The 13,323-nt window shown below is 65.5% G+C and carries 17 protein-coding genes; 5 read left to right on the top strand and 12 right to left on the bottom strand.

Annotated elements, in window-relative coordinates; translation table 11 throughout:
- Positions 1–70: 70 nt before the first annotated feature.
- A complete protein-coding gene (locus KIH45_RS09200) occupies positions 71–538 on the bottom strand; it encodes a nucleoside deaminase (RefSeq protein ID WP_225899779.1) in 468 nt (155 codons plus the stop codon).
- A 155-nt stretch (positions 539–693) separates the two neighbouring features.
- Here KIH45_RS09200 and rpmB point away from each other — a divergent pair, with 155 nt between their 5' ends.
- A complete protein-coding gene (gene rpmB / locus KIH45_RS09195) occupies positions 694–981 on the top strand; it encodes a 50S ribosomal protein L28 (protein ID WP_213175695.1) in 288 nt (95 codons plus the stop codon).
- A 38-nt stretch (positions 982–1,019) separates the two neighbouring features.
- Here rpmB and KIH45_RS09190 read toward each other — a convergent pair whose 3' ends face one another.
- Genes KIH45_RS09190 through xseA form a run of 4 tightly spaced genes read right to left on the bottom strand, consistent with a single transcriptional unit; the run spans position 1,020 to position 4,679 of the window.
- Positions 1,020–2,006, bottom strand: a complete 987-nt coding sequence (locus KIH45_RS09190; RefSeq protein ID WP_213175694.1) for an esterase-like activity of phytase family protein — start codon at positions 2,004–2,006, stop codon at positions 1,020–1,022.
- On the bottom strand, positions 2,006–2,926 hold the full coding sequence (locus KIH45_RS09185) for a M23 family metallopeptidase (RefSeq protein WP_213175693.1): 921 nt from the start codon (positions 2,924–2,926) through the stop codon (positions 2,006–2,008). Before KIH45_RS09185 ends, KIH45_RS09190 begins: the two co-directional genes overlap by 1 nt.
- Entirely contained in the window at positions 2,923–3,123 is a 201-nt protein-coding gene (locus tag KIH45_RS09180) for a DUF2093 domain-containing protein (RefSeq protein ID WP_066764373.1), read from the bottom strand. The genes KIH45_RS09185 and KIH45_RS09180 overlap by 4 nt, the downstream gene beginning before the upstream one ends.
- A gap of 26 nt (positions 3,124–3,149) precedes the next feature.
- On the bottom strand, positions 3,150–4,679 hold the full coding sequence (gene xseA, locus KIH45_RS09175; RefSeq protein ID WP_213175692.1) for an exodeoxyribonuclease VII large subunit: 1,530 nt from the start codon (positions 4,677–4,679) through the stop codon (positions 3,150–3,152).
- Here xseA and purD point away from each other — a divergent pair.
- A complete protein-coding gene (purD, locus tag KIH45_RS09170) occupies positions 4,631–5,932 on the top strand; it encodes a phosphoribosylamine--glycine ligase (protein WP_213175691.1) in 1,302 nt (433 codons plus the stop codon). The genes xseA and purD overlap by 49 nt on opposite strands.
- A gap of 23 nt (positions 5,933–5,955) precedes the next feature.
- Here the strand turns inward: purD and KIH45_RS09165 are convergent, their stop codons facing one another.
- The gene (locus tag KIH45_RS09165) at positions 5,956–6,951 is read right to left on the bottom strand and encodes an adenosine kinase (protein ID WP_213175690.1); all 996 of its coding nucleotides are present in this window, start codon (positions 6,949–6,951) and stop codon (positions 5,956–5,958) included.
- 148 nt (positions 6,952–7,099) lie between these two features.
- Here KIH45_RS09165 and KIH45_RS09160 point away from each other — a divergent pair, with 148 nt between their 5' ends.
- The 3 genes from KIH45_RS09160 (at position 7,100) to KIH45_RS09150 (ending at position 9,269) form a co-directional block, all read left to right on the top strand.
- Positions 7,100–7,828: an EI24 domain-containing protein gene (locus KIH45_RS09160; RefSeq protein ID WP_213175689.1), complete on the top strand. Its 729-nt coding sequence runs from the start codon at positions 7,100–7,102 to the stop codon at positions 7,826–7,828.
- Positions 7,821–8,240, top strand: coding sequence for a hypothetical protein (locus KIH45_RS09155; protein ID WP_213175688.1), 420 nt, complete (start codon positions 7,821–7,823; stop codon positions 8,238–8,240). The genes KIH45_RS09160 and KIH45_RS09155 overlap by 8 nt, the downstream gene beginning before the upstream one ends.
- Positions 8,241–8,321: 81 nt before the next feature.
- Positions 8,322–9,269, top strand: coding sequence for a hypothetical protein (locus KIH45_RS09150; RefSeq protein ID WP_213175687.1), 948 nt, complete (start codon positions 8,322–8,324; stop codon positions 9,267–9,269).
- A 1-nt stretch (position 9,270) separates the two neighbouring features.
- Here the strand turns inward: KIH45_RS09150 and KIH45_RS09145 are convergent, their stop codons facing one another.
- The 6 genes from KIH45_RS09145 to sufC are packed head-to-tail and all read right to left on the bottom strand — an operon-like array spanning position 9,271 to position 13,321.
- Positions 9,271–9,630 (bottom strand): HesB/IscA family protein, encoded by a 360-nt coding sequence (locus tag KIH45_RS09145; RefSeq protein WP_213175686.1) that lies wholly within the window; start codon positions 9,628–9,630, stop codon positions 9,271–9,273.
- Entirely contained in the window at positions 9,627–10,127 is a 501-nt protein-coding gene (locus tag KIH45_RS09140; protein WP_337925442.1) for a GNAT family N-acetyltransferase, read from the bottom strand. The genes KIH45_RS09145 and KIH45_RS09140 overlap by 4 nt, the downstream gene beginning before the upstream one ends.
- A complete protein-coding gene (locus KIH45_RS09135; protein ID WP_213175685.1) occupies positions 10,124–10,633 on the bottom strand; it encodes an SUF system Fe-S cluster assembly protein in 510 nt (169 codons plus the stop codon). Before KIH45_RS09135 ends, KIH45_RS09140 begins: the two co-directional genes overlap by 4 nt.
- Complete coding sequence (locus KIH45_RS09130; protein ID WP_225899804.1) at positions 10,630–11,799, bottom strand: cysteine desulfurase; 1,170 nt, start codon at positions 11,797–11,799, stop codon at positions 10,630–10,632. The genes KIH45_RS09135 and KIH45_RS09130 overlap by 4 nt, the downstream gene beginning before the upstream one ends.
- Positions 11,800–11,837: 38 nt before the next feature.
- Positions 11,838–12,584: a SufD family Fe-S cluster assembly protein gene (locus KIH45_RS09125; protein ID WP_213175683.1), complete on the bottom strand. Its 747-nt coding sequence runs from the start codon at positions 12,582–12,584 to the stop codon at positions 11,838–11,840.
- Entirely contained in the window at positions 12,581–13,321 is a 741-nt protein-coding gene (gene sufC, locus KIH45_RS09120; RefSeq protein WP_213175682.1) for a Fe-S cluster assembly ATPase SufC, read from the bottom strand. The genes KIH45_RS09125 and sufC overlap by 4 nt, the downstream gene beginning before the upstream one ends.
- Positions 13,322–13,323: the final 2 nt, after the last annotated feature.

Raw genomic sequence — 13,323 nt, 5'->3', positions numbered from 1 at the left:
CAGAACGGGACTTATCACCCCATATCGGCCAACCAATGCCTTCTTCGGTCATCCCGAAAGCTGCCGCTCCCTACCGCCGCTCCCGAAAGAATCCGCGCAGCAGGTTCGCCGCCTCCGATTCGCCGATGCCCGAATAGACTTCGGGCCGGTGCAGGCAGCTGGCCTGTTCAAACGTCCGGCACCCGTGCTCTACCGCGCCGCCCTTGGGATCGGACGCGCCGTAATAGACCCGTGCAATTCGGGCGTGGGCGATGGCGCCAGCGCACATCGGGCACGGTTCCAGCGTGACATAGAGGTCGCAGCCCGTCAGCCTTTCGTCGCCCAGCGCCTCTGCCGCGCGGCGAATCGCCAGCATCTCGGCATGGGCGGTCGGGTCTTTCAGCGCGCGCGGGGCATTGTGGGCGCTGGCGACAATCGCCCCGTCCTTCACGACGGCCGCACCCACCGGCACTTCGCCCGCGTCTGCGGCCTTGCGCGCTTCGTCCAGCGCGGCCTGCATCGCGGGGGGAAGCGGCCATCTCTTGGCGGTTTCGTTCATTTCAGCCGCCGACTTGCCCGAATCGGGAGAATGCGGCAATGGGGCCTCGCACCGGAAACGGTTCAGCGCCCGTTTGCTTGACGGACGGGCCTGTCGCCGCTATGCGCGCCGCTTTCCGACTACGGATTCACTGTTTTACAAGCGAGTTTAAAGCCATGTCGCGCATCTGCGAACTGACCGGCAAGGGTCGCCAGATCGGCCACAACGTGAGCCACGCCAACAACAAGACCAAGCGCGTCTTCCTGCCGAACCTGCAGAACGTCACGCTGCTGAGCGAAAAGCTCGAGCGCAGCTACAAGTTCCGCGTTTCGACCCACGGCCTGCGCTCGGTCGAGCATAACGGCGGTCTCGACAACTGGCTGCTGAAGACCAGCGATGCCAAGCTGTCGGCACGCGCGCTCAAGGTGAAGCGCGAGCTGAAGAAGGCTGCAGCCGCAGCCTGATTTCTCCCGCAAGGGAATGACGAAGAAGCGCCCGCGACTTATCGCAGGGCGCTTTTTCGCGTTTCCAGCTTCAGCAGGATCGTGCTCTGTATGATCTGCGCATCGTTGCTGTCGGACACGACCCAGATGGTAAGCGCACCGTCTGCGCCTTCCTCGACCGCCATGCCTTCGAAATTGTCGGAAATGCCGGGTCCGCCGATTCGCCCGATCAGACGCGCATCGACGCGCCCTGCAGGCTTCGCGTCGGCCAAGTCGAAGGCATAGAGCGCAGATTCGAAGCGGAACGGCAGGCCGAAGCTGCGGCCCAGTACCAGAACGGTGCCGTCCGTCAGCACCGCCGCCTCCACGGGACGCAGGCCATCGGGCATGGCGATATGGAACAGCCAAGGCTCGGGCGAGCGCAGTGGGTCACCATCGAACATCAGGCCCGGAAACGTCCCGTCGCGGCCCGCTTCACGCCCCTCACCGATCACCAGGAAGCGACCGTTAGCCGTACGCGCTAGCGATTCGGGGCCGCGCATGGGTGACCACTCGCTCATGATCGCCGGAAAAGTCGAACGCGCCTGCTCTGCGCCCTTGTCGAGGCGGTAGATGCCGTTCTGGTTCTCGACCACGAACCAGGTCGTGCCGTCCTCGCCTGATACGATGGCTTCGATGTCGAGCAAGTGGAACCCGCCATGGCGATCGGGCGCGATTGCGCGGGCCGTTGCGATACCGCCCGTTTCGGGATCCGGCAGGTCGAACATGAGACCGCGATCGCTGACGCTGACCAGATTGCCCTGTCCGTCGAACGAGAGACCCGAGAGGGAATGAAACTCGCTCGCCTCACCAGACAGGCGCCAGGCACCGGCCAGCTTCAGTGGGCCTGCGTCATCCAGCTTCGCACCCGCAAGGGGCTCCGCTTCTACCGGAAAGTCGAACACCACGCGGGTGCCGCGCGGGACCGTGCGATCCGGCACGAAAAGGATCAGCCACACGAGCAGCAGCAGGGCCAGAAGCCCGCCTGCCCGCGCAATTCGCGTCATCAGTTGCCCATCGGCCCCGTAAACAGCAGCGGATCGAGCCGCGCGTCGTTCCACTTCAGGCTCCAGTGCAGGTGCGGACCGGTAGCCCGCCCGCTGGAACCGACAAGGCCGATGCGCTGCCCCTGCTTCACATGGTCGCCTTCCTTCACTAAAAGCTGCTGCGAATGGAGGAATGCGCTGTTGAGGCCCATGCCGTGATCGATGATCAGCAGCTTGCCTTCGAGCGAGAAGTCATCGACCGCCAGCACCACGACGCCGTCGGCAGGCGCCACATAAGGCGTGCCCGCACCCGGCGCGATGTCGATGCCCGAATGGTAGCTGCCCGGTTCGCCGCGATAGATGCGCTGCGATCCGAACAGGCCGGATAGGCGGCCCTTCACCGGCCAGATGAAGTCTTCGCGCCAGCCCTGCGCGCCGGTGACCTTTTCGCGTGAGGCATTGATCGCCTCCAGCTCGGGCATACGGCGCTTCATGAAGGCTTCGCTCGGCCCGCCGGTGCGGCGCGCGGCGTTGATATGTTCGATGCGCCAGTCGCGCGGGCTGATCTGGAGCGGCTTGGTCACTTTCGACCCGTCGCTACGCGTGGCGACCAGTGTCGCGATCGGCCCTGAATCGCGGTCGAACGCGGCCAGGAACTGCCCGTCGGCATCGACCGAAACCGGATCGCCGTTAAGCGTCAGCGAAGTCGTGCCAACTGGCGCATTACCCCGCAGCCAGCCGCCCTGCGTCATCTCGCCCGAAAGCGTGAAGACACCGGCAGGCAGAGCCTGCGGGGTAGGGGTGGATGTCGGCGCAGGGGCCGGAGCGGGTTTGGGTGCCGCAGCGGCCACTGCCTGCGCTTGTCCGTCGGACGGCGGTACGACGGTGCAACCCGTCAGCGCGGCGGCAAGGGCGAAGAAAGTAAGGGGCGCCCTGATCATCCCTTCGGCGAAAGCCGCTCTGTCGCGATTTCGCAGGTGGCGTAAGCCTCCTGTCGCTCCACACTCCAGTAACGGAGCATGTCGAGCTGGATCGGAACGCCGGACACGGCGCAAAGGACATGGTCCCCCGCGCTGAGCTGGCGGAAGCCGTTGGGGCCGTAGATCAGGCGGGCCGGTTCTTTGGTACTCATCAACATGCAATCCAGATAGGCAAAGGGACCTGTCAAAACAATGACTGCTGGCCCGAAGCGGGATCATCCTGCGACGAGCGGCGCGCGGCCTTGCGGGGACGGGGCGCAGGTGCAGGCGGCACGGACTCACCGGGGGTGACATCCAGAGTACCATCGCGGAAGCGCAGCGTCAGGCCCGATTGCGCCGCTGCACTTTCCCGCGTCGTGACGGCGTGGCCCGAAGGATCGGTGACCACCGCATAACCGCGTTCGAGCGGGGCATAAGGATTGAGCTGCGGCAGAAGGCGCGAAAGCGAGGCCAGCGCCTGTCCCGCCTCGCGCACCCGCTGACGCGCAAGAACGCCGGGATCGGGCACGCGCGCCAGATCGCGGCGAAGCTGCACGACATGGCGCTGCAGAAGCGCAGGGCGAAGGCCCCCGCCGCTTTCCGCCAGCGCGCGCCGCGCCTGTTCAGCACGCCCCGCAAGGCCGCGCCGCAACCGGTCGGTCAGGTCATCGAGCCGCTGGCCCTGTGCCTCGACCAGCATCCTGGGATCGGGAAGCCGCTCGCTCCACGTCACCAGCCTTTCGCGGGCCAGCGCCACGGGCCGCACGACGCCGCGCCGCTGCCGCGCGGCATATTCGTCGAGTATGGCCATCAGTTCCTGACGCACCGGAACCGCCAGTTCGGCCGCGGCCGTGGGCGTCGGCGCGCGCAAGTCGGCGGCAAAGTCGGCCAGCGTCGTATCGGTCTCGTGCCCGACGGCGGAGATCGTCGGGATCGTCGATTCGGCGATGGCGCGCACGACGACTTCCTCGTTGAAGGACCACAGATCCTCGATCGATCCGCCCCCGCGCGCGACGATCAGCAGATCGGGGCGCGGCACCGGCCCGTTCGGGGCGAGTGCCGAAAACCCGCGAACGGCATTGGCGACCTGCTCGGCAGAGCCCTGTCCCTGCACCATCACCGGCCAGACAACGACGTGGCTTGGAAAGCGGTCGCCCAGCCGGTGCAATATATCGCGAATGACCGCGCCGGTCGGGCTGGTCACCACGCCGATCGTGCGCGGCAGGAACGGCAGGCGGCGCTTGCGTTCGGGCGCGAAAAGGCCCTCGGCCTCCAGCTTCGCCTTCAGTTTCGCGAGTAGCGCGAGCAACGCACCCTCGCCTGCGATCTCCATCGAATCGATGACGATCTGGTATTTGGAACGACCCGGATATGTCGTCAGCTTGCCCGTCGCGATGACTTCGACGCCGTCCTCGGGCCGGAACGCCAGCCGTCCCGCATTGCCCCGCCACATCACGCCGTCGATCACGGCGTTCTCGTCCTTCAGCGCGCAATACATGTGGCCTGATGCTGCGCGTTTGACGCCCGAAAGCTCGCCGCGAAGGCGTACATGGCCGAAGCGATCCTCGACCGTGCGCTTCAACATGTTGGAGATTTGCGAAATCGACAGGGGGGCGGCGTTGTCCCCTTGCCTCTCCTTCGCTAGGAGGCGCGCGTCTTCATCGTAATTTTCAGGGCGATTGGCCAATGAACTTCCTTTTGATCGGCTCGGGCGGACGCGAACATGCGCTGGCATGGAAGCTGGCGCAATCCCGCCTGCTGCGGCCCGAAGGGCGTGAGCCGGGGAAAATCTTTGCCGCGCCGGGCAACCCGGGCATCGCCGACCACGCCGAATGCATTTCGCTCGACGTGTCGGACCATGACGCGACTATCGCCTTCTGCGAGGAAAATCACGTCGGTCTCGTCGTGGTCGGCCCCGAAGCGCCGCTGGTCGACGGGATTGCCGACGCGCTGCGCGGTGCGGGCATCGCGGTCTTCGGCCCCAGCCGGGAGGCTGCGCAGCTCGAAGGGTCGAAAGGATTTACCAAGGACATGTGCCAGCGCGCGGGCATTCCCACCGCCGGTTATGTGCGCGCCGACACGGCGGACGAGGCTCTGGCGGCCTTGAAGGACTTCACTATCCCCGTCGTCATCAAGGCCGACGGCCTGGCCGCGGGCAAGGGCGTGATCATCGCCGAGAGCGAGGCCGAGGCGATCGAGGCGATCCGCGACATCTTCGGCGGGCGCTTCGGCTCTGCCGGTGCGCAAGTCGTGATCGAGGAATTCATGCGCGGCGAGGAAGCGAGCTATTTCGCGATCACCGACGGCGCTACGATCATGCCGTTCGGGTCGGCGCAGGACCACAAGCGCGTCGGCGAAGGCGATACCGGCCCCAACACCGGCGGCATGGGTGCCTACAGCCCCGCCCCTGTGCTCAGCCCCATGCTGCGCGGGCAGGTGCTGGAACGCATCATCGCGCCGACCGTGCGCCAGATGGCCGAAGACGGCACCCCCTATCGCGGTGTGCTCTATGCGGGCCTGATGCTGACTGACGAGGGGCCGAAGCTCATCGAATACAACTGCCGCTTCGGCGATCCGGAATGCCAGGTGCTGATGATGCGGCTCGAGGACGATCTGGGCGAGATCCTGCTCGCCTGCGCGACCAATTCGCTCGGCAAGCTGCCGCCTGCGCGTTTCACCGACCAGACCGCGCTGACCGTGGTGATGGCAGCCAAGGGCTATCCCGACACGCCCGAAAAGGGCGGCGCGATCGGCGGGCTGGACGCGGCAGAGGCGAAAGGCGGCAAGGTTTTCCATGCCGGCACCGCGCAGAAGGACGGCCAGCTTGTCGCCAATGGCGGGCGCGTGCTGAACGTGACGGCCAGCGGCGACAGTGTCACCGCTGCGCAGAAAGTCGCTTACGCGATGGTCGACGCCATCGATTTCCCGACCGGCTTCTGCCGCCGCGACATCGGCTGGCGCGAGGTAGAGCGCGAAGCGAAGGGCTGAGCATGATGCTCAGCCCGCGCTGATTATCCCAGGCGGGTCGCGACGAGCGCCTTGAGGTCGGCCTCGGGCCGCGCGCCATAGTGGCTGATGACTTCGGCTGCGGCGACCGCACCCATCGTCAGGCAATCGGCCAGCGGCGCGCCGCTGACATGACCGTGCAGGAAGCCCGCGGCAAAGCTGTCGCCCGCGCCGGTCGTATCGACGACCTTGGCAACGGGTTCGGCAGGCACTTCGGCGCGTTTATCGCCCGACACCGCAATCGCGCCTTTCTCGCTGCGCGTGGCGACCAGCACCGGCAGCTTCGGCGCAAGCGCGGCAACGCCCGCTTCGAAATCGGCCGCTCCGGTCAGGCCCAGCAGTTCGACTTCATTAGCGAAGAGAATATCGATCAACCCATCGTCAATCAGCTTGCGGAAATCGTCGCCGTGGCGGTCGAGCAGGAAAGCGTCCGACAGCGTGAAGGCGACCTGCCGCCCCGCCGCGCGGGCCGCTTCGATCGCGCCCTTCATCGCGGCGCGCGGATCGTCGGGATCCCACAGGTACCCTTCGAGGTAGAGCACCTTGGCGCTGGCGATCAGGTCCGCATCGATCGCGCTGGCAGGCAGATGCTGCGAGGCGCCGAGGAACGTGTTCATCGTGCGCTGACCATCGGGCGTCACGAGGACAAGGCACCGTGCCGTCGGCGGATCGCCTTCGCGCGGTGCGACTTCGTAATGGATGCCCGCGGCGCGAATGTCGTGCGCGAAGACAGAGCCGAGCTGATCGTCGGCAACCTGCCCGATGAAAGCCGCCTTGCTGCCCAGCGCCGCCAGACCCGCGCACGTGTTTGCTGCCGAACCGCCCGAAATTTCGCGTGCCGGGCCCATGTGGGCGTAAAGCTCCTCAGCCCGCGCGGTATCGACCAGTGCCATCGCGCCCTTGTCGAGCCCTTCGCTTTCCAGAAACGCGTCTTCGCACGGCGAGATGACGTCGACGATGGCATTGCCGATGGCGAGGACGTCGAAACGGGTGTCGGTCATGGGTTGGCTATGGGCCTTTTTCGAGATCGAATTGAGAATGGCAGCGGGGTTAGGCGCACTTGCCCGATACGGCAAGCGCCGAACATCACGCGCTTTATTGGCGCGCGCCTGATTGACACGGCACCCGCGCTCGCATCTACCTGCATCGATGCAGGATGCCCGTTCCGCCCTTTCGATACCGCAGGCCTTCGCGCTGGCGGCGACCCAGCTTGGCGACAGGCGGGTCATCTGGCTTCTGGTGAAGTCGATCCTCATCAGCCTCGTGCTTGCCGTCGTGCTCGGCGCGGCTCTGGTCGTGCTGCTGGGCTGGGGTATCGGGGCAATGTTCGGGCTGGACTACGACCAGACCGTGCCCGGCGTCGGGATTGCGATGATCGCGGTGCTGGGACTGGTCGGCCTGATCGCGGCGTGGCTCGCATGGCGCATCGTCGCGATGGCGGTGCTGCAGTTCTATGCCGACGAGGTTGTCGAACTGGTCGAGGCGAAGTTCTATCCGGCGCTTTCCCCGCGCGACCTGCCGATGGGCGAACAGGCGCGGATCGCCATTCGCGGTGCGGTAAGGGCGCTGCTCGCGAACCTCATTGCCCTGCCCTTCGCGCTGGCGTTGGTTTTCACCGCGATCGGCCCTGCGGTGGTCTTCGCAGTCGTGAATGCGTTTCTGCTGGGGCGAGAGCTTCAAGACATGGTCTGGGTGCGCCATATGAAGGACGGCGCTGCCGCTCCACTGGGCTTTTCCAGCCGCTTCCTGCTCGGCCTTGCCGTCGTCGGGCTGCTGGCCATCCCGATCCTGAACCTGCTGGCCCCGTTCCTGGGGGCAGCGGCGGCGACCCATCTGGTGCATCGCGCCGCGCTGAGGCAGGGGAAGATCGATGCGTAGCCTTATCGCCCTTGCCCTGATCCCGCTTGTTGCCGCCTGTGCCAGCGGGCCCAGCTATACCGTCCCGTCCTCGCGCCCCGCGGCAACCGCGCCGGTGCCGCCGCAGGAACCGGCGATCCAGCCGCAGACCGGCTTTCGCGCGCCGCGGATCATGGATGCACCGGGCCTCGACGGCGTGATCGGCACCGATGCCAGCGGCCTTGTCCGCCAGTTCGGCACCCCGCGGCTCGACGTATGGGAAGGGGATGCGCGCAAGCTGCAGTTCTCGGGCAATGCCTGCGTCCTCGACATCTTCCTCTATCCCACCGCACCGGGCCGCGGCGAAACCGCGACATGGGTGGAAGCGCGTCGCGGCACCGACGGGCGCGATGTCGACCGCGCGGCTTGCGTTGCCGCGCTTCGTCGCCGCTGAACGGCTTTCGCGCCAAGGTAACTCGGTCTTAAGCTTGTTTGGGTAAGCCATTCCCCGACGAACAAGGGGTTTTGCGCGCTCATGACCATGCATTTCAGCGATATCGCCCGGCAGGCTGCTGCCGATCGGCAGATTTCGGACGAAGAGATTCTCCAGCTCCGCCGCGCCGGTTGGGGTGACGGACAGATCACCGCCGAAGAGGCAGAAGCGATCTTCGCATTGAACGATTCGTTGGGCAGCCGCACCGATGCCTGGGTCGATTTCTTCGTCGAGGCGATCGGCGAATACGTGCTCAACACGCTGGAGCCGCGTGGCTACGTCACCGAGGAACAGGGCAGCTGGCTGATCTCGCGCCTGAGCGCCAGCGGCAAAGTCGAATCGATGGCCGAACTGGAATTGGTCGTCCGCCTCGTCGAACGCGCCTCGAACGTGCCGGAAAAGATGAAGGTCTATGTCCTCGGCGTCATGGAGCATGAAGTGCTGACCGGCACCGGCCCCACGCGCTGCGGCGGCGAGCTTTCGCACACCCATGTCAGCGCCGCGGAATGCAAGATCCTGCGCCGCGCTATCTTCGCCCCCGGATCGGACCGCCCCGGCGCGGTCAGCCGCCGCGAGGCCGAAATGCTCTACCGCATCAAGGACGCCTGCCTCGACGCGAACAATGCGCCCGAATGGAAGCGCCTGTTCGTGCAGGCCGTTGGCAACCACCTGCAGGGCTATTCGTCGGAAAATGCCCAGATCAGCCGCGAACGCGCTGCCGAACTGGAATCGTGCATGGCAGACGCCAGCTCGAACGTTGGCCGCTTCCTTGGCCGTATGGCAAAGACCAGCCCGAACCGTTTCGGCAAGGTCTTCGGCCGCAAGGGCACGAACGAACCGACCCGCGAACAGCTTGTCGCGGCCGACCATGCCGTGACGGCGAGCGAGAAGAAGTGGCTGGACGCCCAGATCTCGGGCAACGGCCAAGTCGACGAATTCGACGCGGCGCTGCTCGACTTCCTGGACGGCGGGAGTGCGCCGACCGTCTGAATCAGACGGTGAAACTTTCCCCGCAGCCGCACGAGCCGGTCGCGTTGGGATTGTTGAAGACGAAGCCTGCCTGAAAGTCGTCCTCGACCCAGTCCATCGTGCTGCCGATCAGGTAGAGCACGCTGGCACCGTCGATGAAGAACAGGCCGCCGGGCGTTTCGATCCGCTCGTCAAAGGCATTCGCCTCGTCCACGTAATCGACCGAGTAGGCAAGGCCCGAACAGCCGCGACGCGGGGTCGACAGCTTTACGCCGATCGCGCCTTCGGGCGCCTTGGCCATGAGGTCGGCCACGCGCTGCTCGGCGCTGGGAGTCAGCGTAACGGCGGCCTTCGGGGCGGGGCGTGTCTTGGTGTCGGTCATAGCTTCTTTTCCCAGAATTGGGCGCTGCCCTTCGCCGGATCAAGGGCATAAGTCGCATAGCCTTCGCTGGCATAGAGAGCCTTTGCCCCTTCGTTGCCCGACAGGACTTCGAGTGTGATCTTGCAGGCCCCGCGCTTTTTCGCCTCTTCGGCGACCGCGCGCATCAGAGCGCGTCCGATACCCTTGCCGCGGTGCGCGGGCAGGACGGCCATGTCGTGAATGTTGACCAGCGGCGCGCAAGCGAACGTCGAAAAGCCGGTAAAGCAGTTGGCAAGGCCGACCGGTTCACCGTCCTCGCGAGCGATCAGGCTGAACGCACCGGGGTGCTTTGCCAGTGCATCTGCCAGGCCGGCACGCGACTTCGCGGACAGCGGCTCACCCCCGCCCATCGGATCGCGCGCATAAGCGTCGAGCAGCGCGACAAGCGCCGCCGCGTCCGCCGGATCGCGGTAGTCGGCCACGGTGATGGCCAGCGTCGAGGCGTCTGCGGTGCTCACAGCATTCCGAGTTCGAGCTTGGCCTCGTCGCTCATCTTGCCCGGATCCCACGGCGGGTCCCAGACGAGGTTCACTTCGGCATCGCCCACGCCCGGCACCGCGCCGACGCGCAGTTCGACCTCGCCCGGCATCGATTCGGCCACCGGACAGTGCGGCGTGGTGAGCGTCATGGTGACGACCGCGCGGCTGTTGTCGTCGATCTCGACACCGTAGATCAGACCGAGGTCGTAGATGTTGACCGGGATTTCCGGGTCGTAAATTTCCTTCAGCGCCGTCACGACGCTTTCGTAAAGCTCGCCGCCTGGTTCGTTGCCGGACACGCCTTCGGGCTTTTCCTTCAGGAAGCCGTCGAGATAGTCCTTCTTGCGCTCCAGCTTTTCGGCGGCGGTTTCCTCGGGCTCTTCGACAAGGTCCTGCACGCGCGCGCGGCGCGGCTGCTCGATGCTGGTCACTTCCTCGGTCGGCGGCGGGGCCACGACGCGGTCGGGGGTGTTTTCGTCGGTCATCCGAAGATCCTCATGGTACGTTCGATGCCGCGGATCAGCGCGGCGATATCGTCTTCGTCGGAATAGAGGCCGAAGCTGGCCCGGGCAGTCGCGGGAACGCCGAGGTGATCCATCAGCGGCTGCGCGCAGTGGTGACCGGCGCGGATCGCGACGTTCTCCTCGTCGAGGATGGTGCCGAGATCGTGCGGGTGAATGTCGCCAAGCTGGAAGCTGACGATCCCTGCGCTGTCATCCGGCCCAAACAGGCGGAGTGAGTTGATCTTCGCCAGTTCGGCGCGCGCCTTCCGGCACAGTTCGTCCTCGTGCCGCGCGATATGATCGATGCCGATGGCCTCGACGTAATCAATGGCAGCGGCAAAGGCGATCGCCTCGGTAATGGCGGGGGTGCCCGCCTCGAACCGCTGCGGCGCGTCGGCCCATGTCGTCTTTTCGAACGTCACGCGGTCGATCATCGCGCCGCCGCCCTGATAGGGGGGCATGGCGTCCAAAATGTCCTTCTTCGCCCAGAGCGCACCGATGCCCGTGGGGCCATAGATCTTGTGCGCGGAGAACACGTAGAAGTCGCAATCGAGCGTTTTCACGTCGACTTTTGTGCGGGGCACCGCCTGACAACCGTCGAGCAGCAATTTCGCACCCACCGAATGGGCGAGATCTGCCGCCTTTGCCGTATCGAGCCGCGATCCGAGCACGTTCGACACGTGCGCCAGCGCGATCAGTTTCGTCCGTTCGTCAACGACTTGCCGCGCAGCATCGAGGTCGATGCGGCCATCTTCGGTCAGCGGGCAGACATCGATCTCGATTCCGATGCGGTCGCGCAGCATTTGCCACGGCACGATGTTGGAATGATGCTCCAGAACCGACAGGAGAACGCGGTCTCCGGCCTTCAGGTTTGCTGCACCCCATGTTGCAGCAACGAGATTGATCGCCTCGGTCGCGCCGCGAGTGAAAACGATCTCGTCCTCGGCCCCGCCGACGAGGCCAGCCACCTTGCGGCGGGCAGATTCGTAGCCCAGCGTCATCTCTGCACTGCGCGAATAGACGCCGCGGTGTACGGTCGCATAATCGCGGCCCAGCGCGCGGGTCATCGCATCGACGACGGCCTGCGGCTTCTGCGCCGTCGCCGCAGTGTCGAGGTAGTGCCACGGGCTGCCGTCGGCATTGACCATGCCGGGGAAGTCCGCCTTTCTGGAGATCGTCTGCGTGCTCACAACTGCGCACCTTCCAGCACGGACAGCGCACGTTCGAGCAGGCGTTCGCCCACCGCCTCATCCTCGATGTTCTCGAATGCGTCGGCGATGAAAGCCTGGACCTGCAGTTTGCGGGCGATCTCGGGCGGGATGCCACGCGCGGCCATGTAGAAGCCCGCCATCTGGTCCAATGCGCCGATCGCCGCGCCGTGGGCGCACTTTACGTCGTCTGCAAAGATTTCGAGTTCGGGCTTGGTGTTCGCAGCTGCGCCCTTTTCCAGCAGGATGGCGCGGAAGTTCTGGCCCGCGTCGGTCTTCTGCGCATCGCGCACGACCTCGATCCGGCCAAGGAAGTTGCCGATCGCCTTGCCCCAATGAACCGCGCGCACGACCTGGTTCGAGGTCGCGTTGGGCTCTGCATGGATGCAGCGGGTCACGAATTCACGCGTTTCGCTGCCGCCGCCGATGGTGACGCCGCCGAATTCGAAATGCGCGCCGTCTTCCAGCGTCACTTCGCATTCGAGCCGCGCATAGCCGGGGGCCGCGTTTACGGCGGACAGTTCGAACCGTCCGCCCTTGCCGATGCGGACGCGGATGCGTTCGACACCGGTAACGTCACGGCTTTCGGCCACGCTTTCGCCAGCAGGAACCGTGATCTCGGTCCAGCCGGTCAGCGTGTCCGCGTCCGAAGCCTCCAGCGCCGCCGCGTCGGCATAGCGCCAGTCCTCGTCACGCGTGGTGGGAAGGGTAGCCAGATCGGTCACACGACCTCCTCGTAACCCTCACGCTCAAGCTCCAGCGCCAGTTCCGGCCCGCCGGTCTTCACGATGCGGCCCTTGGCAAGGATGTGGACCTTGTCCGGCTTCACGTAATCGAGCAGGCGCTGATAGTGGGTGATGAGCAGCACGCCCTTGCCCGCATCGCGCATGATCGAATTGATGCCATCGCCCACGATGCGCAGCGCGTCGATGTCGAGGCCCGAGTCCGTCTCGTCCAGAATGGCGAACTTGGGATCGAGGATGCCCATCTGCACCATCTCGTTCCGCTTCTTCTCACCTCCCGAGAAACCGACGTTCACGGGGCGCTTGAGCATGTCCATGTCCATGCGCAGCAGTGCGGCCTTTTCCTTCGCCAGTTTCAGGAATTCACCGCCGGTCAGTTCGGGTTCGCCGCGATGCTTGCGCTGGGCATTGGCCGCTTCGCGCAGGAACTGGACGTTGGAAACGCCGGGAATCTCGACCGGATACTGGAAGCCGAGGAACAGGCCGGCCGCGGCGCGTTCATGCGGTTCCATGTCCAGTAGGTCTTCACCGTCGAATGTCACCGACCCTTCGGTGATCTCGTAACCCGGACGGCCGCCCAGCGTGTAGGCCAGCGTCGACTTGCCCGCGCCGTTGGGGCCCATGATCGCGTGGACCTCGCCCGCGCCGACTTCGAGCGTCAGGCCGTTGAGGATCTTCTTACCGTCAACTTCGGCGTGGAGGTTTTCGATTTTCAGCATCG

Source organism: Croceicoccus gelatinilyticus (genome assembly GCF_018398395.1).
GTDB lineage: Bacteria > Pseudomonadota > Alphaproteobacteria > Sphingomonadales > Sphingomonadaceae > Croceicoccus > Croceicoccus gelatinilyticus.
The sequence above is the reverse complement of the archived record's forward strand: the minus strand, read 5'-3'. Positions and strand labels throughout refer to the sequence as shown.

Excerpts from the sequence above, each read along its gene's own strand:
- KIH45_RS09200 (WP_225899779.1), bottom strand. The coding sequence starts at position 538 with ATGAACGAAACCGCCAAGAGATGGCCGCTTCCCCCCGCGATGCAGGCC.
- rpmB (WP_213175695.1), top strand. The coding sequence starts at position 694 with ATGTCGCGCATCTGCGAACTGACCGGCAAGGGTCGCCAGATCGGCCAC.
- KIH45_RS09190 (WP_213175694.1), bottom strand. The coding sequence starts at position 2,006 with ATGACGCGAATTGCGCGGGCAGGCGGGCTTCTGGCCCTGCTGCTGCTC.
- KIH45_RS09185 (WP_213175693.1), bottom strand. The coding sequence starts at position 2,926 with ATGATCAGGGCGCCCCTTACTTTCTTCGCCCTTGCCGCCGCGCTGACG.
- KIH45_RS09180 (WP_066764373.1), bottom strand. The coding sequence starts at position 3,123 with ATGTTGATGAGTACCAAAGAACCGGCCCGCCTGATCTACGGCCCCAAC.
- purD (WP_213175691.1), top strand. The coding sequence starts at position 4,631 with ATGAACTTCCTTTTGATCGGCTCGGGCGGACGCGAACATGCGCTGGCA.
- xseA (WP_213175692.1), bottom strand. The coding sequence starts at position 4,679 with ATGCCAGCGCATGTTCGCGTCCGCCCGAGCCGATCAAAAGGAAGTTCA.
- KIH45_RS09165 (WP_213175690.1), bottom strand. The coding sequence starts at position 6,951 with ATGACCGACACCCGTTTCGACGTCCTCGCCATCGGCAATGCCATCGTC.
- KIH45_RS09160 (WP_213175689.1), top strand. The coding sequence starts at position 7,100 with ATGCAGGATGCCCGTTCCGCCCTTTCGATACCGCAGGCCTTCGCGCTG.
- KIH45_RS09155 (WP_213175688.1), top strand. The coding sequence starts at position 7,821 with ATGCGTAGCCTTATCGCCCTTGCCCTGATCCCGCTTGTTGCCGCCTGT.
- KIH45_RS09150 (WP_213175687.1), top strand. The coding sequence starts at position 8,322 with ATGACCATGCATTTCAGCGATATCGCCCGGCAGGCTGCTGCCGATCGG.
- KIH45_RS09145 (WP_213175686.1), bottom strand. The coding sequence starts at position 9,630 with ATGACCGACACCAAGACACGCCCCGCCCCGAAGGCCGCCGTTACGCTG.
- KIH45_RS09135 (WP_213175685.1), bottom strand. The coding sequence starts at position 10,633 with ATGACCGACGAAAACACCCCCGACCGCGTCGTGGCCCCGCCGCCGACC.
- KIH45_RS09130 (WP_225899804.1), bottom strand. The coding sequence starts at position 11,799 with ATGGTCAATGCCGACGGCAGCCCGTGGCACTACCTCGACACTGCGGCG.
- sufC (WP_213175682.1), bottom strand. The coding sequence starts at position 13,321 with ATGCTGAAAATCGAAAACCTCCACGCCGAAGTTGACGGTAAGAAGATC.